The sequence below is a fragment of the Streptomyces sporangiiformans genome, from assembly GCF_005768555.2.
In the GTDB taxonomy this organism is placed as follows: domain Bacteria; phylum Actinomycetota; class Actinomycetes; order Streptomycetales; family Streptomycetaceae; genus Streptomyces; species Streptomyces sporangiiformans.
This window is the reverse complement of sequence record NZ_VCHX02000129.1, coordinates 133446-154185: the sequence shown is the minus strand read 5'-3', so window position 1 is coordinate 154185 and position 20740 is coordinate 133446. Positions and strand designations below refer to the sequence as shown.

At 70.3% G+C, this 20740-nt stretch carries 14 protein-coding genes and 1 tRNA gene; 3 read left to right on the top strand and 12 right to left on the bottom strand.

All coding sequences use genetic code 11. From position 1 onward, the window contains the following. Nucleotides 1-168 precede the first annotated feature (168 nt). The 3 genes from FGD71_RS18185 to FGD71_RS18175 all read left to right on the top strand — a co-directional run bounded on the left by FGD71_RS18185 (nucleotide 169) and on the right by FGD71_RS18175 (nucleotide 3195). Nucleotides 169-1803, top strand: a complete 1635-nt coding sequence (locus tag FGD71_RS18185) for an alpha/beta hydrolase (protein WP_119101499.1) — start codon at nucleotides 169-171, stop codon at nucleotides 1801-1803. Nucleotides 1804-1905: 102 nt separating this feature from the next. After that, nucleotides 1906-1979 (top strand) — tRNA-Thr (locus tag FGD71_RS18180). Between the two features lie 397 nt (nucleotides 1980-2376). After that, on the top strand, nucleotides 2377-3195 hold the full coding sequence (locus tag FGD71_RS18175; protein ID WP_119101498.1) for an SDR family NAD(P)-dependent oxidoreductase: 819 nt from the start codon (nucleotides 2377-2379) through the stop codon (nucleotides 3193-3195). 256 nt (nucleotides 3196-3451) lie between these two features. On the opposite strand, the gene FGD71_RS18170 is transcribed toward FGD71_RS18175, so the two are convergent. The 12 genes from FGD71_RS18170 to FGD71_RS48915 form a co-directional block, all read right to left on the bottom strand. Beyond that, entirely contained in the window at nucleotides 3452-5572 is a 2121-nt protein-coding gene (locus tag FGD71_RS18170) for a glycoside hydrolase (RefSeq protein ID WP_119101497.1), read from the bottom strand. 607 nt (nucleotides 5573-6179) lie between these two features. Continuing rightward, nucleotides 6180-7736, bottom strand: a complete 1557-nt coding sequence (locus FGD71_RS18165; RefSeq protein WP_119101496.1) for a sigma-70 family RNA polymerase sigma factor — start codon at nucleotides 7734-7736, stop codon at nucleotides 6180-6182. 774 nt (nucleotides 7737-8510) lie between these two features. Further along, nucleotides 8511-9581 (bottom strand): Leu/Phe/Val dehydrogenase, encoded by a 1071-nt coding sequence (locus tag FGD71_RS18155; RefSeq protein WP_119101495.1) that lies wholly within the window; start codon nucleotides 9579-9581, stop codon nucleotides 8511-8513. Then, nucleotides 9578-12148 (bottom strand): ATP-binding protein, encoded by a 2571-nt coding sequence (locus FGD71_RS18150; RefSeq protein WP_119101494.1) that lies wholly within the window; start codon nucleotides 12146-12148, stop codon nucleotides 9578-9580. The genes FGD71_RS18155 and FGD71_RS18150 overlap by 4 nt, the downstream gene beginning before the upstream one ends. Beyond that, entirely contained in the window at nucleotides 12132-13172 is a 1041-nt protein-coding gene (locus FGD71_RS18145) for a DMT family transporter (protein WP_119101493.1), read from the bottom strand. The genes FGD71_RS18150 and FGD71_RS18145 overlap by 17 nt, the downstream gene beginning before the upstream one ends. Before the next feature lie 49 nt (nucleotides 13173-13221). Further along, complete coding sequence (locus FGD71_RS18140; protein WP_119101492.1) at nucleotides 13222-13425, bottom strand: hypothetical protein; 204 nt, start codon at nucleotides 13423-13425, stop codon at nucleotides 13222-13224. Then, nucleotides 13422-14765 (bottom strand): ATP-grasp domain-containing protein, encoded by a 1344-nt coding sequence (locus FGD71_RS18135; RefSeq protein ID WP_119101491.1) that lies wholly within the window; start codon nucleotides 14763-14765, stop codon nucleotides 13422-13424. Before FGD71_RS18135 ends, FGD71_RS18140 begins: the two co-directional genes overlap by 4 nt. Nucleotides 14766-14846: 81 nt before the next feature. Further along, on the bottom strand, nucleotides 14847-16031 hold the full coding sequence (locus tag FGD71_RS18130; RefSeq protein ID WP_119101490.1) for a saccharopine dehydrogenase C-terminal domain-containing protein: 1185 nt from the start codon (nucleotides 16029-16031) through the stop codon (nucleotides 14847-14849). Continuing rightward, nucleotides 16024-17091, bottom strand: coding sequence for a saccharopine dehydrogenase (locus tag FGD71_RS18125; RefSeq protein WP_181359225.1), 1068 nt, complete (start codon nucleotides 17089-17091; stop codon nucleotides 16024-16026). Before FGD71_RS18125 ends, FGD71_RS18130 begins: the two co-directional genes overlap by 8 nt. 52 nt (nucleotides 17092-17143) lie before the next feature. Further along, nucleotides 17144-19468, bottom strand: coding sequence for an iron-containing redox enzyme family protein (locus FGD71_RS18120; RefSeq protein WP_119101489.1), 2325 nt, complete (start codon nucleotides 19466-19468; stop codon nucleotides 17144-17146). Between the two features lie 44 nt (nucleotides 19469-19512). Further along, the gene (locus FGD71_RS18115; protein WP_119101488.1) at nucleotides 19513-20454 is read right to left on the bottom strand and encodes a beta-ketoacyl-[acyl-carrier-protein] synthase family protein; all 942 of its coding nucleotides are present in this window, start codon (nucleotides 20452-20454) and stop codon (nucleotides 19513-19515) included. Between the two features lie 28 nt (nucleotides 20455-20482). Continuing rightward, nucleotides 20483-20737 carry an isocitrate lyase/phosphoenolpyruvate mutase family protein gene (locus FGD71_RS48915; RefSeq protein WP_240436643.1) on the bottom strand — a complete coding sequence of 85 codons (255 nt, stop codon included), beginning with the start codon at nucleotides 20735-20737 and terminating at the stop codon, nucleotides 20483-20485. Between the last annotated feature and the right edge of the window lie 3 nt (nucleotides 20738-20740).

Sequence of the window (20740 nt, the reverse complement as noted above, 5' to 3'; positions counted from 1 at the left end):
GGTACTGGCAGCCCGCCGTGCGGCAGGTTGCTGTGGGGGTGGGGCGGGTCCCTGCGTGCCAGGCTGCCGTGCGGCAGGCCCCGTCCAGGAGATTTGACGAGGTCACTCATATGAGTCGCGACAGCAACTCTCAGTGATATCTCGATCGCTCACAGTTACTCTCGCAGGATGCACACCAGGCGCCAGCTCAGGCCAACTCCGGGCCGGTCAATCCGGGCCCGGTCCATCCGTTCCCACCGGTCCTCCCTTCGCGCGTGCGGCGCTCTGCTCGCGACCGCCGGACTGCTCATGTCAGCCTGCTCCGCGGGGGGTTGGGCGAGCTCCGCCGGCCCGGCAGGAGCCCCGGCACTTGCCGCGCTGCCCAAGGCCACCCCGTCGGCACTCGCTTCGTACTACGGGCAGAAGCTGAACTGGCGCGGCTGCGGCGTCCCCGGCTTCCAGTGCGCCACGCTGAAGGCGCCGCTCGACTACGCCAAGCCTGCCTCCGGCGACATCAGTCTGGCCGTCGCCCGAAAGAAGGCGACGGGCCCGGGCAAGAGGCTCGGTTCGCTGCTGGTCAACCCGGGCGGCCCGGGCGGTTCGGCCGTCGGCTACCTCCAGGCGCACGCGGCCATCGGCTACCCGGCGGAAGTCCGCGCCCGCTACGACATGGTCGCCCTCGACCCGCGCGGCGTCGCCGGCAGCGAGCCGGTCGAATGCCTCACCGGTCGCGAGATGGACACGTATACGCAGACCGACATCACTCCCGACAACGCGCGGGAGAAGGGCGCACTGGTCGACGCCTACAAGGAGTTCGCGGAGGGCTGCGGGCAGCGCTCGGCCAAGCTGCTGCGCCATGTGTCCACGGTCGAGGCGGCCCGCGACATGGACGTCCTGCGGGCCGTGCTGGGGGACAAGAAGCTGACGTACGTCGGCGCCTCGTACGGCACGTTCCTGGGCGCCACGTACGCAGGGCTGTTCCCGGACCGGGTGGGGCGCCTGGTCCTGGACGGTGCGATGGACCCGTCGCTGACCGCCCGCAGGACGAACGAGGACCAGACGGCCGGATTCGAGACAGCCTTCCAGGCTTTCGCCAGGGACTGCGTACGCCAGTCCGACTGCCCGCTGGGCGGCCCGGGGACGACTCCGAAGCGGGTCGGCAAGAACCTGAAGGCCTTCTTCCGGCGGCTCGACGCCTCGCCCATCGACGCGGGCGACGCCGACGGCCGCGAGCTCGGGGAGGCACTGGCGACGACCGGCGTCATCGCCGCGATGTACGACGAGGAGGCCTGGCCGCAGCTGCGCGAGGCCCTCACCATGGCCATGAAGTACGAGGACGGGGCGGGCCTGCTCGTTCTCTCGGACAGCTACTACGAGCGCGGCGCCGACGGACAGTACGCGAACCTGATGTTCGCGAACGCGGCGGTGAACTGCCTGGACCTGCCGGCGGCCTTTGCCTCTCCCGAGGCCGTCGAGGAAGCCCTCCCGTCCTTCGAGAAGGCCTCCCCGGTCTTCGGCAAGGGCCTCGCCTGGGTTTCCCTGAACTGCGCGTACTGGCCCGTGATGCCGGCCGGTGAACCCCACCGCATCGAGGCGAAGGGCGCCGCCCCCATCGTCGTGGTCGGCACCACTCGCGACCCCGCCACCCCCTACCCCTGGGCCCGGTCGCTCGCGGCCCAGCTCTCCTCCGCCACCCTCCTCACCTACAACGGCGACGGCCACACCGCCTACGGCCGCGGCAGCACCTGCATCGACTCCACGATCAACCGCTACCTCCTGCAGGGCACCCCGCCGGTCAAGGGAAAACGCTGCTCAGCAGCTTGATCACGAGGAGGTCCGGGGGTGCCCCCAGGGCACGTACGGAGCACCCCCGGAAACTGTGTAGACTTACCGGCGTTGCCGATCGCACCATAGTGCGGACAGCACGCCGCCTTAGCTCAGATGGCCAGAGCAACGCACTCGTAATGCGTAGGTCTCGGGTTCGAATCCCGAAGGCGGCTCCGCTTGGGACCAGGTCAGATGCACTCTGACCTGGTCTTTTGAGTTGAACTCCTGATGGTTGGCCAGATTGCGGGGCGGTCGCCGTGAGTCCACTGCTCCGGTCATGTGGAAGTCGGCGTGTGAGTAGCTGGGCTTTGTGGCCAACACGAGGCGAACGGACAGTCGCGCACCGGATTCGGGGCGTGAGCTGAACTCCAGGCCGGGGCTGTCTCACCGGTCTCGCAGCCGCACCGCGCAGGGCCTCGCACATTTCGCCGGCGCCTTTGGCCGGGCCGTGGGTGCAGGGTTCGACTTCGGCTTGATGTAGTCGCGTTGGCCACGCTGACACTGGTCGCCGGTCCGCAGCCACGTAAGATCACGTCGCCCGATCCGATCGTGACAGGAGGCCGAACGTCCATGCCGGATCAGCGTGTGGTGGTCGTGACCGGGGGAGGAACGGGGATCGGTGCGGCAACCGCGCGGCTGCTTCGGGCGGCCGGGCATGACGTTGTCGTCTCCGGGCGGCGACCGGAGCCGTTGCACCGCGTCGCTGAGGAGACCGGAGCCTTGGCCTGCCCGGCTGATAGCGGCGACCCGGACGCTGTTCTTCACCTCGTCGAAACTGCGGTCGCGCGATTCGGTCGACTCGATGGGTTGGTCGTCAATGCGGGAGTGGGACGCAGCGGGAGTGTCGGGGAACTGTCCGATGAGGACTGGGGCGCGGTGCTTCGTACCAATCTCACCGGCCCCTTCCTTCTGATGCGGGCGGCATTGCCGCACTTGCTCCGGGCCCGGGGATCTGTCGTCGCGGTCGCTTCGGTCGCCGCCCTGCGCAACGGGGTGGGCAATGCCGCCTACGCCACCTCCAAGGCGGCATTGCTGCAGTTGTGCCGGTCGCTGTCTGTGGACTACGGGCCTCAGGGCTTGCGGGCCAACACCGTCTGCCCCAGTTGGGTGCGCACGGAGATGGCCGACCGCCGCATGGCCCGGTTCGCCGAGGACGCTGGACTGGCCTCCGCCGGGGTCGACGGAGCCTATGAGGAGGCCACCCGGCTGCTGCCGGCACGCCGCCCCGGGGAGCCTCGTGAGGTGGCCGAGGCCATCGCCTGGCTGCTGTCGCCGGCTGCGTCCTTCGTCAACGGCGCTGTACTGACCGTGGACGGGGGCGTGACTGCGCTGGATCCCGGCCATGTTCCATTTGATTTCCGCATCACCCCGCGCGACAACGAGGGTTGATCCTTTCGCTGGATCGCGGGTCGGTCTCGTGCCGGGCCGGCGCTGTCCATGAGGCAGACCGTCATCCGTCAGCCCGTCGCCGCCGCAGCGCGGATCAGCAGCCCTGCGTGACCGCGACCGCCGACGAGGCAGGGTCCTTGCTACGGCCCGCGGCCACCACGCGATCTTCGGGAGTCCACACAACCCCCGTCGATCACGCGGTGGCCGTTCCGTTCCTGCACGGGCCGACGCGAGACCGCGAAGTCGGACCGGAGTATCAGCAGGTGGAGTTGGATTGAGTCAATAGCCCGAGTCGCCAGGGCAGGCTGTTGTAGTCGGCGCTGGAGTTGGGGTCTCTGCCTTGGTACAGGTACTGCATCTTGCAGGGGCTGATGGTCAGGGTCTGGTCGTACCCGGCCCGGATCATCTCCCCGTGGCTGATGTCCTTGGTCCAGGCGCCCGCGGGGAAGGTGACGTTGCCGGCCCCTGCGAACGGGTTGCTCTCACTGGCCGCCAGCGCGGTCCACGAGCCGTCGATGCTGCCCGACGTCCAGGACCGGAAGTAGCGCCGGCCGTCCGACCCGATCGCCTCCACGGTCAGCAGGTACTGGTTCTTGCCCTGGACCTTGTAGACGTTGCTGGCCTCGAAGAGGTTGTTGCGGTTGGCGTCCTGCGCGGCGATGACGGTGTTGGTCATTCCGTTGGGGAACTGCGACAGCGTGGTCTGCGACCGGTACAGCTGTCCGTTGTCGTCGGAGGAGAACAGGTAGCAGTTCGCCGAATCGCAGATCACCCACATGTCCACCCAGTACCCATTGCCGATGTTCTGCGAAATGATCGTCGGCATTGAGGAGTAGAAGCCCTTCGGGGCGCTCCACCCGTTCGGGTTGCTGATATCCGCATTGGTCGAGTACGACGCGTTATCGCCGGTCTGGTACACCAGATACCACAGGTTCTGCGGTGCGAAGTAGAACACCTGCGGCGCGGCCCGATACCCCTTGCCGATCGGCGATTGGTCCAGGTAGTGGTGGGTGGCTGAACCCGCCTGCGACCAGTCGGTGAAGCTCAGGTACACCATGCTGTACCCGGACGAGTCGGCCACGCTGGCGAACACGTGGTACTTGCCGTTGTAGTGCACCACCGACGGGTCCTTGATCCCGGCGATGTTGTGGCTCGCATCCGACTTCGGCGCGATCAACGCCCCGCTGGAACTCCATTGGAACGTCGACGGCAGGGAGCCGGTGGCGGACGGTGAGGGGGACGTGGTGGTCCCGCTGGCCGTGGGGCGGACTCGTCGGGGCTTTGTGCGCGGTTGATCAGTCGACGACGGGCTGGTGGACGGGCTGGCGGATGGGCTGGTGGACGGGCCGGCGGACGAGCTGGTGCCGGCGCCCAGGGTGCTGATCACGGCGTCGTACGCCGGCTTCGGGTTGCCGCCGCTGTCGAACAGCAGCGGGGTGTCCGCGCTCCGCCACGAGTCGCTGTCGCGGATGCCCCACACGGTGATGCCGGTGCACCGCGACACGTTCAGGCACGCCTTGACGGTGTTGGCGTACGCGGTCGGCGGGGCGGTGGCGATGTCCAGCTCGGTGATCTGCACGTCCACGCCCAGCGCCGCGAAGTTCGACAGCGTGGTGCCGAAGTTGGCCGGCGGCCCGCCGGAGCCGAAGTGGCTCTGGAGCCCGACGCAGTCGATGGGTACGCCACGGGACTTGAAGTCGCGCACCATCGCGTACACGCCCTGAGTCTTGGCGTCGGTCCAGTTCTCGATGTTGTAGTCGTTGTAGCACAGCTTGGCCGCAGGGTCGGCCGCCCGGGCGGTGCGGAACGCTTCCTCGATGAACCCGTCGCCCAGCACCTTCTGGAACACCGAGCTGCGGAGCTGGGTGGATCCGTCGGCGAACGCCTCGTTGACCACGTCCCAGGAGTGGATCTTGCCCTTGAAATGGGTCATCTCGGTGGTGATGTGGTTGTTCATCACGCTGCGCAGCGTGGCAGCGTCGGTGATGCCGCTGACCCAGGTGGGCAACTGGGAGTGCCACACCAGAGTGTGCCCGCGCAGCTGCTGCCCGTGGGAGGTCGCGTGGCTGACGATCTGGTCGGCCGGACCGAAGTTGAACGATCCCCGGGAGGGTTCCGTGGCGTCCCACTTCATCTCGTTCTCCGGGGTGATCATGTTGAATTCCCGGTCCAAGATCGTGGAGTACGTCGAGTCACCGAGCCTTCCGGCGGCCACAGCGGTGCCGAAGTACCTGCCCGAGGGGGCCGCCTGCGTACCCAGGGTGGCGGCTCCGGCGGAGCTGGGGAGGAGCGTCACGACACCGGCCACCAGCGCCGCGGCCGACAGCCCTATCCCCACTGCTCGGCGACGCCGGCCGAGCCGGTGCAGGCCCTTCATGATTCTCTTCTGGGGTCGAAGGTCACCCTGGGTGCCGTGATCGTGCGCCCATCGGACGGGACGGCCTGATCCGTCGCGGATTGGGTGCGGTGGCTGCGGTGCAGGACGTGGGGCCGTTCCTGCGTACCGGTCGCCCGGGGTTCGTGGGTGTGTCGCGTCATTGGAGCGGCTTTCTTCAGGGGATACGTCAACGGGGGAAGTCGGGGAACCTGCCACGCCGGCACGCCATGGTGAGCGGCGGGAAGGGCGCCCCACGAAGTGGAGGCCTCCGGACTCGCATTCTCGTAACAGAAAAGTCGCGCTGTCCGGACGATTGCGCAGTGATGTATCTCGCCGGCAAAAAGCGTTATGCCTAGCCCCGCAGGCTGGTCGTCCACGAGGGAAGGGCACGCCGCCCTGCTCGTCGGTGAGGGTTTTGAGGAGTGATATCGGCGGCGGTCGCGGTGATCAGCCTTCAGGCCGGTCTCGGCGAGGCAGCCGTCGATGCATGCGGATCGAAGCCGGCTTCGGCGCAGCACTCGGCTCGCTGCCGGGTTGGGAACGGCGTGGTGCAGGGTCGCCGGCTGTCACTGCGCGACTCGGTACAACATGCTCAAGGGGGCAGTTCTCAGGTCCAGGCCCTGCGTGTGATGAAGGAAGCCTGGCCGGCGAAGGCCCTCGTGCCGTCGGAGCCATCCAGCCAGATGCCACCGTCGCGGTGGCGGATGACCGATCCCGGATAGTTGTGCGCGTGCAGGGTCACCGACCCGGCGACCGCCCCGGGGCGCGGGCAGAAGGTGGCGTCTTCACGGAACAGTTCGCTGCCGTCGTTGGTGCTCAGCCGTAGCCGCAGGTAGCTGTGGCGCAGATAGCGGCCGTCGGCGGCGCGGAAGGTGACGCACCGTGTGTCGGCCAGCCCCCGGATGACCATGAAGGTGACTTGCCGCCGTGTCTGCGCGCTGCTGGACGCGGAGACCCGGCGGAGCGTCGCGAAGTCGCCGGCATAGGTGAGGTACAGGCCTGGCTCGTCCACAGACTCGAGCGACTGTACGCCCAGCGGAACAGTGACCGCGGCGGTGGACGGACTCACCGGGGACGGTCCGGCCGACGTGGCGGTGCGCGACGGGGTCGGCGTGGGATGGCCGGCCGTGGGAGCGGCGGTGACGCCGGGCGCCCGATGCGCCGGTTCGGGCCAGGTCGTGTAGGTGGCGGTCCCGGCGATGAGCACCGCTCCGGTGGTTAGGCCCACCAGCGGATGAGCGGTCACCGCGTAGAGTTTGCCGATCAGCGAGCTGTGCAGACCGCCTCCCCCCGACGCCGCCGCCGTGCCGACGGCGACGTGTGCCGTGGCCAGCCCGGCGGCACTCGCGGCCGTACCCGACAGCAGGCCCTTGGCGGCCAGCGCGGCGAGGAGCCCGGCCGGGACGGCCAGCGGCGCGAGGCTGAGGAGCAGTAGTTCGGCCGGAACCCGTTCTGTCCTCGTCGCCATGCAGACCGGGCATCCGCGGGTGTGCCGCGCGATCCGCTTGCGCCACACCGATGTACGCAGACCGTCCCAGCCGACGACGGTCTCGTCCAACTGCGGACAGCGCGGGTCGGCCTCCAGCGCGGCGACGATCGTCCGGCTCAGTTCCAGCTGCTCGCGCATGCGCTGCAGGCGCACTCCGACGTGGGCGGCCGTGAGCCCCGTCGCGGCGGCGATGTCGTCACGGCTCAGCGAGCCGGCGCATTCCTGCCACCACAGCGACAGCAGCACCCGATGGTCCGGGTCGAGCCACCGGCCGGCTTCGACAACCTGACGTCGCTCGTCCGACACATGCAGACGCAGGATCGTCATGTCCTCAGGTACGGCGTCGGCGTCCGGTATCTGGCGTGCGTCGTCGATGACCGTGGTCCGGTCGGCGAAGGCGCGATGTCGGCGCCAGTGGGTACTGATCTGGCGGAGCGTGATCGACACCAGCCAGGACCGGAAGCTCTCCGGGGCGCGCAGGGCAGGCAGGTCGCGCACCACGCGCAGCAGGGTTTCCTGGACGACGTCGTCGACGTCGGCATGTCCGCTCAGCGCTCGCCCGACGATGTTGTAGAGCAACGGCAGGTACGCGGCGATCAGCTCCTCGCGCGCCCGATCGTCACCGGCCTGCGCCGCGACAACCAGCTCCGCGTGGTCCGCGTCCGTGAGCCTCATTCCCACCCCATCAGGGGAGCGATCCGCCGGGTATGGCGCCAAACCTTAGCGTCGGAAAACGAATTTGAGCCAGAGCCGGCGTTCGGTCACTGGACCGGCCTGTATTCCGTTGACCGATTGCCGTGCCGGGGTCAGAGGTGACGATGGTGACTGGTCCTTGCGCGGAGCGCGCGATGACTGCCAGGACGGCGTCCATGGCGTACTTGTGACCTCTGAGGCGGTGGCCGCGCAGCAGTGCTGCGGCCTCGTCGGTGACTCTGCGCTGTGAAGCGAGGGCCTGGCCCGGCGAGGTCGGACGGGGGAGCCCTGACTCGCTCATGGGCGGGAGGAACTGGCCCTCGTGCTGCTGCGGGGCCACGCCTTCCCTCCCCCACCTACCGCGTCACGGACGGGCGTTGTGTACCGAGTTCCACCACCGGCTGCCTGGTGACACCATCTGGAGAGACAGTTCCACGCGCAGCTCACGGCATCGGCGCGCGTCGCCGTCACGCGTGAGCGCTGCGTGAGCGGACGGAGCGGCCCAAGCCGGACCAGGCGGCATGCGATGCACAGGCCCCACGTCACTGACCAGGAGAAACAGGATCCGGAGGCATCGCCCGGCACCAGCCGTCACAACCCCGCGAGCCCTCGTAATGCGTAGGTCTCGGGTTCGAATCCCGAAGGCGGCTCCATGGTGAACCCCAGGTCAGGCCTCTGACCTGGGGTTTCTTTTTTCGGGTGACCTTGGGATCTCAGCAAATCGGGCAACTGTCCGTCATGCCGGTGGATCCGGGTTCAGCGGACCGGACTCGCTCCTTTCCGCTCGGCAGCCGTCCGCAGGCGCGCCTGAGCTAGTTCCACGGCGGCGTCGGTGGTCGTGATGCCCGTTCGGCGGGCCTGGGCGATCACTTCGGCCACCCGTGCGCCGACCTGCTGGACCCGTTGTTCGGCCTGCGTGTAGTCGTGGCCCAGGATCTGTTCTTCGAGGAAGACCAGCCCACCGGCGTTCACGCAGAAGTCGGGTGCGTACAGGATTCCGCGCGCCGTCAGCGCGGCGGCATGTTCGGGCGCGGCGAGCACGTTGTTGGCACCGCCGGCAATGATGCGGCAGCGCAGCCCGGGCAGCGTGGCGTCGTTCACCACCGCGCCCATGGCGCAGGGCGCGAGGACATCGCATGTGGTGCCCGCAATGGTCGAGGGGTCGACGACGCGCGCCCCGAAGCGTTCCGCGACACAGGCGGCCCGTGCGGGATCGATATCAGCAACCACCAGTTCGGCGGACTCGGCGGCGAGCAGGCCGACGAGTGCGGAGCCCACGTTGCCGACGCCCTGTACGCACACCCGCACCCCGGCCAGACTGCCGTCCGAGCCGTCGGCGCGCAGACAGGCGCGGATGCCCTCGAGCACGCCGAGCGCCGTCATGGGCGACGGGTCCCCGCTGTCGCACACCGGTGACGCCTCGCGTCCGATCACCCTGAGGTCGGCCTGGGTCGTGCCCACGTCGTTGACCGGAATGAAACGGCCGCCGAGTGTGGCAATGAACCGGCCATGGGCTCGCAGCAGTTCCTCCGTCTTGTCACGGACCGGGTCCCCGATGACGACGCTCCAGCCACCGCCGAGATCCAGTCCGGCAGCCGACGCCTTCAGAGTCATGGCCCGCGCCAGCCGCAACGCGTCATCCAGCGCCGCGTCCTCGTCCCGATAAGGGTGCATCCGAACGCCACCCAGCGCCGGCCCGAGCGTCGTGTCGTGCACGACGATGACGGACCGCAAACCGGTTCGCGCGTCGTGGCTGAACAGCACCTGCTCGAAGCCGCCGGCACTGAGCCGTCCGAAGACAGTCGCGTCGGGTCCTGAGGCCGTCATCGAACGACACTCCCAAACTCGGACGGGGGCCGGCAGCCCAGGGAGGCCAGTTGGGCGAGGCCTTCGGCGGCCCGGTCGGGCAACAGCACGAGGGTGCAGGCGCGTTCGAAGGCGGCGTCAATACTCTCCCATCCTGCGAGCGATTCCCGCAGGGCGTCCTGGTCGCCGTGGAGCCGGCCGGCCGCGCGGGCAAGGCAGGCGGCGGCCCAGGCGTTCTCGGCGCCGGCGGCCGCCGCGGCGGCGAGGTGTTCGCGGGCGTCCGGGAGTCCGGCGACCACGGCGGTCTCGGCGGCGATGGCCCAGGAGTAGGCGTCGTAGAACTGATGGGGCGCCTGCGGCCACGGCGGCGTCGCCGCGAGGTCCACAGCGGCGGCAAGAGCGTCGCCGACCGCCCCTGTGTGCAGGGCGACCCGAACATCGGCGAAGGCGGCGAAACTCGCCGCGATACCGTGCGGATCCCAGGGCGCGGCCATACCGCGGGCACGGTCACGCCATTCCTGGTGCAGCCGGTCGTCCTCGCCACTGCCGCGCAGGCCCTGGACCAGAGCGGCGGCGTGCACGGCCGGAGCCATCCAGCGGGCGGTGGGCCGTCCGGCCCGCTCCCAGCCCTCCCACATGAGGGCCGCGTAGTCCAGCGCCTCGTCGAACCTGCCCGACAGCGCCAGCGGTGCCACGCTCTTGCTGGCCCTCATGTAGAGGCCGCTGAGCGGATCGTCCCAGGCCCGACGGGCCGCCGTCACGGCGCGGGGCAGGTCGCCGGCGGCCACGGCGACGAGCGGCACCACGTGCAGGGTGTCGATGATCTCAAGGCCGATGCGGGGATCGTGGCGGGGCAGCCGGTCGAAGAGCCGCAGCCGTTCGTCGCTCAGGCTGTGGGCTTCGCGGAACCGGCCGGTGACGCCATAGCCGCTGCACACCGCGTCGATGGCCCCGGCGATCAGTACCGGGTCGGCGGCGGCCCGCGCGGAGTCCAGCGCCGCCTGGGCCAGTTCGGCGGCCGGGGCGGTCTTCTGGCCGGTGGCGTTCCAGGCCTCGGCTGCCGCCACGTACGCGGCGACGAGCCGGTCCTCCGGCGGCGCGAGGCGTTTGGCCTCCTCCAGCAGCGGGCGCAGCTCCTCGTACGGCAGCAGGTCGGTGAATGTGGCGGGAAAACGGCTTCCGATGCAGGCGGCGAAGGAGAGCGCGACGGCCTGCGCGGCCGCGTCGTCGGCGGTGGCGGCGTACTCGGCCGATGCGCGCAGCAACGGGTAGGCCAGGTCGCCGCGGTGCTCGGCCATGGCCACGTCGGCCGCCGCCCGCAGGTCGGCCGCCGCCTCGGAGGGTCCGGGCGCAAGGGCACCGGCCGTCTCAAAGTGCGCCCGGGCCTCCACGAGGAACTGCCGGGCGTAGCAGAGGCGGGCCAGAGCTCGGGCCAGTCGGTGCGGCTCGGGCGCGGGGTGCGCGCCGGCGCCGTCCAGTGCCGCGCGCAGGTCGTCGGCAAGCTGGTCGAACCGGGCCTGCCAGAACTGGCCCGGCCGGTCGGACCGGTCTGCTCCGGCTGCGGCCCGCTCCAGCCGTTGGGCGGTAGCGGTCGCCCATGCCAGGTGGCGGGCACGGCATTCCGCCGCTTCGCCCTCGGCGCTGAGCCGTTCCAGCGCCACGGCCCGTACGGCGCCCGGCATCCGCCAAAGACCGGTGCTCGTGCCACGGCCGCGTACGAGCAAGGCGCGGGCGGCGAGCCGGTCGAGGAGCGACACGGTGCCGGCGGTGTCGAGGCCGTCGCCGACGGCGTGGGCCGACGCGGCGTCGAATCCGCGCAGGAACACGCCGAGCCGCCGGAGCAGTCGGCGCTCGTCGGCGTCGAGCAAGCTGTAGCTCCACTCGATGGCCCGCTCCGTCGCCTCGCCGGGCGCGTGGCGGTCGTCGAGCGCCGTTCCGAGCGACCGGGCGCGGGCGGCGGCCAGTTCGATGGCCAGCGGTACGCCGCCCCACTGGGAGCACACCTGCTCAGCGAGCCGCCGGTCGCACCCGGATTCCCGGGCGCGGTCCAGGAAGAGCGCTACTGCCCCGGTCGCCGGCTCCTCGGCCATGGGCAGCGGCTCCACCTTCAGTACGTGTTCTCCGGCGAGCCCAAGGGGTTCGCGGCCGGTGGTCAGGACGACGAGCCCGGGGCACCCGTCAAGAAGCCGGCCGATCAGGCCCGCGACCGCGTCGGGGAAGTGCTCGCAGCCGTCGACGACGAGCAGGCAGCGGCCCTGGCCGAGCCGCTCCTGCAGCGCCTGTTCCAGGGGTTGCCCCGGCCGCTCGGTCACCCCCAGCGCGGCCGCCACAGCCTGGGCGAGGAAGTCCGGCCGTACGGGGACGAGTTCGGCGAAGCCTTGGCCTGCGGGGAACTCCTTCACCGCCTCGGAGGCAACGGCGGCGGCGAGCCGGGTCTTGCCCACACCGGCGGGGCCGGTGAGGGACACCAGCCGCTCCGGGCCCAGCGCCGCGCGGACGGCGGCGCGTTCGGCCGCCCGCCCGACGAAGCCCGTCTCCCACTCCGGCAGACCTGGCAGAGCTTCTGGCGCCTCAACGGCGGAGTCCATCGGGGTTCTCCTCCTCGTGAAATTCGCCCTGCTGCGGGCGCCGCGGCGGGTTCGCCGCGGGCGGGCCAGGGGTTTCGGCGGCAAGGTCCGAGTTCGCCGGGGAAGCGTCCTTCTGCGGGGACGTACGCTCCGTGCGCGCAGTACGGCGCGAGATCGCGACGCCCGCCAGACACAGCGCTCCGCCCGCCAGGGCCGGCAGGGTGGGCACCTCGCCGAGCAACAGCCACGACATCAACACGACGACGGCCGGCACCATGTACGTCGTGGCGGCCATCTTTCCAGCGGTCGTGCGCGCCAGCGCGTAGGCCCAGGTGTAGAAGGCCAACGCCGTCGGGAACACCCCCAGGTAGACCATGCCGAGCGCGGCGCGCGTCGGCGCCGCCGCCAGGTCGTGGACCAGTACACCGGCGAACGGCATGCACGCCGCCGCGCCGACGGCGCAGCCGAAGGTGGTGACCTGAAGCGCGGAGGCGTGGCCGAGAGCGGGCTTCTGGGCCAGGACCCCGGTGGCGCAGCCGACGGCGGCGAGCAGGCAGAGCAGTACACCGAGCAACGGCGCCCGACCCGCGTCCGAGCCGGCGAGGCCGACCACGCCGGCGCCCGCGAAGGCCAGTGCCACGCCGGTCATCAGCCGCGCCGGGAATCCCTCGCCCAGCAGCCAGCCGCTGAGCAGCGCGATCAGGATCGGGCCGATGTTCACCACGAGGGACGCGGTACCCGCGTCGACCCACTGCTCGCCCCAGTTCAGGGCGACGAAGTACACCCCGAACCACAGCACTCCGGAGCCGAGGATGCCCGGCCACGCGGCGCGCGGCGGAAGCCCCTCGCCGCGTACGGCCAGGAAGGCGCCCAGCACCGCCGAGCCGACCAGTAGCCTGCCGAGGGCGAGCGCGCCCGGGGAGAAGTGCGGCGCCGCGTCGCGGATGACGACGAACGCCGAGGCCCACAACAGCACCGTGATCCCGGCCGCGAGCAGCGCCCGCCATTCGTCGCCTCGCCGTACCGCCGCCGTCCGGACCGTCATGGACCACCGCTCCCTCGTACCGCTGTTCTCTGTTCTCGGGCCGTGCGATTCACTCCGTGGCGGGCGCTGTCCTGCCCGGCACCGCGGCGAGGATCAGGATGGTCGCGGCCACGGAACCAGCGGCGAAAACCGGCCAGACCAGATGTCCTTCGGAGACGAGGAAGGTCTTCGCCGCGAGTGAGGCCCGCTGGAAGGTGGCTCCAACGGTCACCTTCTCGGCCCCGGGCGCCACCTCCTGAGTGACGCCGCTCACGTGCGTCCGCCGGTGATGATGCGGACACAGGCGCGGACGCGCTGTTCGAAGGCGTCGAGTGCGTCGGGTGTGGGCGCGTCGATGAAGAAGGTGACGGACCGGTCGTCCGAGCTGGACAGCGGTTCCAGCAGGCTGCCGCGTTTCTTGAGGACCAGTACGGCACGCAGGGTCGGCGGGTCGTCCACGGCACCGGGCTTGATCTCCGGCCAAACGCCGCTGTCGCCGATCCACTCGGGTCGTACTCCCGGCCAGTCGACGATGACGTCCTCCAGCGTCCCGGGATCGTGCTCCAGGTAGACCTGTCGCGTCCAGCGGCGGGGTATTGGGTAGGTGGCGGATTCGCCGAGCGCGATGCGGAGAATCTCCGGTTCGAGGGGGCGGCCGGTGGCGAGCTGGTAGAGCACCAGCAGTCCGTCGCCCGGAGTACGGGCCGCCACTTCCATCAGGAAGGGGCGTCCGTCCTCACCGACCCGCCACTCCGAGTGGGTGATCCCGTCCTGGAACGCCAGCCCGTCCAGCAGCCGCCGGTTGGCGTCCAGCAGGGTGTCGCCCAGGTCGTCGCGTGCGCTGGGGACGCTGTGGGCGAGTTCGACGAAGGTACCTGTATGGCTGTCCGTGGTGTCCTTGCCGGTCACCGACGCGAAGATCACCCGGCCGTCCTGGACGAGGCTCTCGACGGAGAACTCCGGGCCGATGACCTTCTGTTCGACGAGCACGACCTCGTGGTCCGGGTACGTGGCGAGCTGCCGGCGCAGTGCTGTCAGGTCGGTGACGGTCCCGACGCCGGAACTGGAGGCCCGCGAGGCAGGTTTGACCACAGCAGGGAAGGCCACCGCGTCCAGGTCGGCGGTGTCGCGTTCCCCGGCCGGGATGGTGAGTGAGGCGGGGCTGAGTTCGGGGAGGTACCACCGCTGCAGGAACTTGGCGCGACTGGCGCGACTGGCCCGCAGGCCGGGTGAGCGCACCCCGAGGCCGTCGGCGAGCAGACCGGTCGGCTCGGCGAGGTAGTCGCCGACGGCGTACGCGCCGACGATCGTGTATGTGTCGCGCCAGGCGGTGGTGCGGGCGACGGCGCCGGCGACGAAGGCGCCCTGGACGGTGAAGTCCCCGGTGACGTAGGCGATGTCGGTGATCTGCGAGGCGGGGTTGGATGTGTCGGCCATCGCCTCGGCGGCCTGTTCCCGGTAGGAGTCGGCGGTGATGACGAGGATCTTCAGGCCGCGCCGGGAGAGTTCGGTCAAGTACAGCGGGTTGCGGCGGATCACCGGGAAGGAGCCGGTCAGGATGAACGCCCTGGCCTTGTCGTCAGGACGGCCGGACGCGGGTGCGGCTTCGGTCATGTCTGCGTGATCTCCTGGGTCAGTGCCTGGTCGGGTGCCTGGTTGGGTGCCTACTCGGGCGCGTTCGGGCTCGCTGCCTGCTCAGGCGCCCCGGTTCGGTGCCTGAGCCGTCGCGGGGCTCTCGTCGTACCGCCAGCGGATGCCGTGCGTGCCGAGGAAGTCCAGCCACCGCCGGGCGTCCTGGCCGCCCTGGGCGGCCAGACGCAGGCCGGCGGGTGCGTCGCCGTCGAGGATCCGTGCGACCCCGTGGGCCAGTGGCAGCGACACGCACCGCGCCATGGCGCTCTCGTCGGCGTCGCCGACGGCGTCGAGCAGGTACGCACCGCGCCATTCGGTGCCGTCTGCGCCCCGGAGGTCGAGGCTCACCGCGAGGACCACCCGGTCCCGGTCGGCGTCGGTGGTCGGGTGGCGGACGGCGAGGTCGTCTGCGAGGGCGGCGATCCGGTCGCCGTCGCCGGTCCGCACGGTGGCGAAGACGTCGGCCCACGCATCCAGCCATCCGGCCAGGCGCAGGGTGCCCCGGACGAACGTGCGCGGCCGCCAGGCGGCCGGGAAGGCGTACTGGGAGAGATAGGGGAGGCTGTCCCGGTTCGGGTAGACCTCGAATCCCTCGCCGTCCAATACGTGCGGGCGGGTGACGGTCCAGGGCAGGTCGACGGTCTTCTCCGTCCCGTCCTCGATGTAGCGCGCGGGGGCGCGCAGCGCACCCAGCACCCCGCGTGGCGCCCAGCTGAAGCGGTAGCGGAACTCGTTGGGGACAGCGGGGATTCCGCCGCAGTAGGAGGTGAACTCCGCTGTGGCCGGCCCATCGCCGACCACCTCACGTCCCCTGGCGACCAGCAGGTCCGCGAAGAGGTGGTCGATGCCCGGGTCGAGGCCGGCCTCGGCGAGCACCGCCAGGCCCGCCTTCTCGGCGGCCGGCGCCTCGGCGAGGAGGGCTTCGGACGCATAACTGCTGCACGCGAAGTGAGCGTTCCGCTCGATGCACAGCCGCAGCAGCACGGGGTGCTCGGTGGCGGGGAGCATCGACACGACGACGTCGCCGGCGCGGAGTTCCCCGGCGAGCCGCGCCGGATCGTAACCCCGGACGGCGGCCCGGCCGGTCATGCCGAGCCGGGAGAGGCAGCTCTGGGCCCTCTCCTGCGTACGGCCCCAGACCACGACCGTGTGAGCCGTGTCGGCCAGCACCCGCAGGCCGCTGCCCGTGGACAGGCCGGTGCCCACCCAGTGGACGGTTCCGCCGGCCTTGGTGATCGGTTCAGCCATGGATTCGCTCCGATCCCAGTCCGTTCGCCGCACATGCCGAGTGGAACGCCCGCAGGGCACGCAGCCAGGGCTCGCCGGGCTCCCCCAGTGTCAGCAGATGGGGTGTCAGCTCGGCGGAGAATGCCGTGCTCGCCTCTCTGGGCAGCAGCGCGGGCAGGTTGTCGATGGCGATGAGGTCCACGGGGACCGGGCCGGTGTCGTCCACCCGTCGGGCCGGTTCCTGCCAACTGGTGGTGGTGTCGTAGATGGGCAGGACGTTGTGTTCGGAGGTCACGTCGCAGGTGACGTCCGCGACGACCGACAACCGCCGGGGCGCCGAGCGCAGCAGCTCCGTGGTCAGGAAGGGCGGCGTCGGCCCATTGACGAGGACCGTGTTGACGAGGATGTCGTGGTCGAGCAGCGCGGGCCTGTCGAGCGAGAGGGTCTCGGCGACGTCCCAGCGGGTCGGCTCGACGCCGGCCGCCTTCAGCGCCTCGCAGGCGCCTCGCCCGCAGCGCCCGAGGGCACCGATGACCAGCGCCTTGGGCAGCGAGGTGCCGGCCCATGCGCCCAGCGCCTCGTCGAGGGTCTCCTTGGACAGCGGCCGCAGCGGTGCGGTGAGGGTGCCTCGGTGGTGGAGCACCGCGAGTGCCGCGCCGGTGTAGCCGGCCCAGTAGCCGAAGGCGGCGAGCCGACGGCCGGCGGCGTCGGCCAGGTACTCCAGGTCGTACAGCGAGCCGCCGCCCTCGGTGAACCGGCGCAGCAGCGCCGTGGCTCCCCGCTGTCCCTTGTAGGCGTGGCCGAAGTAGATATGACGGTGAGTCAGTACGGCGGGCTCGTCGGGCAGTTCTTTCAGTCCGACGACGAACTCCCCCTCGGGTGCTTCGGTCCAGCTGCCCGGCGCGGCCACGGCGCAGCCGGCGTCGACGTACTGGGCGAGCGGAAACGCGCGCTGCGGTGAACGCTCGACGGTGAGCGCGACGCCCTGCCGGACGAGCCGCGCGGCGTCGGCGGGGACGATCGGTGCGCGCCGCTCGGTCTCGCGGACCTCGTGTCGCATGGTGATCCTGATGCCGGTCATGTGGTGCTGCCTTCCAGGTGCTGGGGAGCGGCCAGGGGCTTCCTGGTCAGGATCAGATGACCAGTTCGGCGACCGCGTCGTTCGTCGAATCCGCAGGTGGGGACGGGGACTTGGCGCCCGGTTCGGCGCCGACGGCAATCTTCTCCAGCAGCGGCTGTTCGAGGAAGTACGCGAAGGACGCGTAGCCGCGCCAGACCCGGCGCCACTCCGCCGCCACGGCCGCGTCGCCGAGCGTGCGCCGGACGGCGTCGAGGTGGGAGACGATGATGTCGGCGGCCTGCTTGGCGTGCCCGGCGGAGAAGTTGTCGATCGTCAGATGGGCCTGTTCGTAACAGGTGTCGATGCCGTGGTGACGCAGCTTCTGGATCTCGTGGAGCCGCATCTCGCCGGAACCGAACATCTCGATGGCGAGGTTGTAACCAAGGATCTCGTTGTAGAAACGGTCGGGGAACAGGCACATGCACAGCTGCTGGATCGCGAACCCGTAGAGGTCGTCGGGGAGTTCGTCCTGCTCCATGAACGCCTCGTCACGGATGTGCGGCAGCTCGATCCCGGCGCTGGCCAGTACCCGGTGGGTCAGGGTGATGTGGTTCTTGCGCAGGTCCCCGTTACCCATCTCGTCCGCGTAGATCGAGAAGAGCATGCCGTCGCTCTCGCGTTCGTCGTGGCCGAGGTGGGCGAGCCGGTGCAGCCAGGCGCCGTCGATGAGGTAGGTGAGGTAGTACGTGGTCTGCCGGAAGAGCACCTCGTCGCGGTCGGGTATCTCCTGGAGCGGCTGGTAGGGCTCGACGAGCTTCTCCCAGTAGATCCGCTCGGCCCGCTCGTACAACGCCTGAGGGCTGTAGTCGAACCAGGTGGCGTCGGTGTACCTGCCCCCGCCTCCGTGGACGAACAGGATCTCCGCGTCCTTGAAGCACCTCTCGGCCCGTTCGGCGGCGAGCGGGAGGCTGTTGGGGAAGTTCTCGATGTTGACCAGCCTGTGGAACAGCTCACGGTGGTCGCGGGGTTCGGCTTCGGCCACGACGACATCGGCCGGGGCGCTGCGTGCGATGGCGGCGCTCCACCGCTCGGCTTGCTCCTCCCCGACGGTGTCGGGCGAGATCTCGATCCTGGGACGTTCGCCGGACTGGACACTCGCCGCCCAGGCCCGGAAGGTCGCCGCCTCCCGCTCGTCGAAGATCCCGAACATCGGTCCGCCGAACTTCATGGCGTCGGTCAGCCGGCAGCCGCCGTCGGCGGAGCCGGAGGGCCTCAGATACCGGGAGTCGCGCAAGTCGGCGAGGAAGGCGGCGAGGTCGAGGGCCGCTGTTTCGCCCTGGGAGTGACCAGGGACGCGGAAGATGTCCGACAGCAGGCTGTCGCCGACGCGTACGCCGCCGTGCTGGGTTCCGGCCAGCGGAGCATGCCGGGAGATGATCTCGGCGACCTTCGACTCCAGGGTGAGACCGGCGCGCCAGGAGGCGAGCTCGGCGAGCATCGTGACGTGCTCCCGTTCCAGGTCCAGCGTCAGCCGTACGGCGGTGTGCAGCCGCCGCCGTTCGTCCGGGCCAGCGAGGGCCAGGTACGCGGCGAGTGTCTCCCGCAGTTCCGCCGCGGACAGCAGTGACGGGGTGCCGGTCAGCAGGTCGTCGGTGCCGAGTGCGTGGAAAACGTAGTGCACGCCGACGACTTCGGGCAGGAAGTTGGCGGGCAGTCGGGAGAGGGCGAGATAGAAGCAGCCGTGCAGTGCGGTGAGCGGACGCGCCTGCGCCTTGTCGAGGAAGTCGACGGCGGCGATCGAGGGCAGGTAGACGCCTTCGTTCTCCAGCGCCCGTCGGCGCAGGTGGGCCAGGCCGCGCTCGGTGTTGCCGTCTCCGCGCAGCGTCAGGTGGTGGGCGAAGAGCCGGTTGACGATGACGGAGGGCTGGGTGGCGGGCTGGGAGACGTTGTCCAGCCAGCAGCCTCCCAGCAGCGCCAGGGGGGCGCGCTGCCGGACGACGGCCTGACGCAACTCGGGTTCGAGACCGCTGAGCGAGCCGGTCATCCCGGCCAGTTCCGCGCGCACTTCGGCAACGTGGGTGGCGATGGTTCCGGCTTCGGTTTCTTCGTACGGACCGTCCTCGTGTTCTTCGTACGGACCGTCCTCGTGGTGCCCGTCGGTCGGCAGAAAAGCATCCAGGACCCGCCGGGCGACGAGTAAGGACGCCTCGGACTCCTGGTCACGCAGCAGCCGCCGGAACAGCGCGCCGGGCTCCAGGGACGCTGCCGCCGCTTCGTCCCGGCCCGCGCGGCTGAACTCGAACGGCCGGCGCGGCAGGGAGGCGATGGTGTCGGGCAGGACAAAGGGCACGAAGGCCCGGTCGCGGCGCCATGCGTTCGCGTTCTGTGCGACGGTCATTCCCAGGCTCCCTTCCTCTCGGGACTCTCGGCCCGCTTGCGTGGTCATCCGTGGTGGGCCTTCCGGATCAGTACGCCGATGCGCTGCCCGGGGACGCCGGCGGCGAGCATGTAGTGGCGACCGGGTTCGATCTCGCCCAGGGCGGCCCGGTCGACGAGGTTGATCAGCGGGTCGGCGGCGAAGCAGTGCCCCACGCGGGTGATGTTGTCGGTGTGGAGCTGCTCCGGTGTGAACCCCGCCTGGCGTTCCTTCATCACGACGACGGGTTTGAAGATGTTGGCGTGCATCAGGCCGGCGACGTCGTCGAGTTTCATGCCCAGAGGCGTCAGGAGGCGGTCGTTCACCGTACGGGCGAGGTCGGCGCTGATCTCATGTGAGTGGTCGAGTGTCTGCCTGTCCTGCGCGGTCGCGCAGCCGAGGATCTCGTACCCGCCGTCGGTCAAGGCGTCGATCTCGTCGGCGGCCGCGATCAGGCAACTGGCCGCTCCGTCACTGAACAGGGCGTAGCTGACCATGCGATCCGCCTCGTCCGCCGCGCTGTCGGTGGTGACGACCAGGACCCTGCGGTGGCGCCCTGCGGCGACGAAGGCGGTGGCCGTGTCGATCGCTGCGAGAAGGTTGACGCAGCGGTTCAGGTTCTGGCCGTAGAACGGGATGTCGCCGAGGCCGGCCTCGGCGAGGAAGGTCTCCATGAACCGGCCGTGGGCCTCCGACGGTCCCGGTATCCGGGTGGAGCACAGGACGACCGCGTCGACCGAGGACGGGTCGGCGCCCGCCGCGCGCAGTGTGGTCGCAGCGCTGTCGGCCGCCATGACCTCCAGGCTCCGCTCGGCGCGGCGTACATTCCCCCATCCCCACAGCTCGGGTGCCGGCGGCATGCGGAACTCCGCCGCCCGGGTGAGCAGGTTGGTGATCTCGGTATGGTGCACCTCGGTCTCGCCCAGTTCGTACTGAGGTCCGTACAGCCAGGCTTTCGTTGTGCTCATGACCATTCCTCCACTGCCTTGTCCGGGATCAGGTCGACGGTCGGGCCGACATCCGATCGTTGGCCTCGCCGTAGGCAAGGGCCCGCGCGAAGGCCGAGCCGACGCTGATCCGGGCGGTGCCGCGGGCGGACAGCGCGTCCACCGAGAGCGGGGCCCACGCCCGCGAGGCGAAGGCCAGGCCGGCGCTGGTCGTCGCGGGCGCCGGGAACCCGAGCTGCCACAACATCCGGGTGCTTCCGGCGTCCCAGGCGTTCGCCTGCACCGCGTTTTCCCTCCGGATCATTTC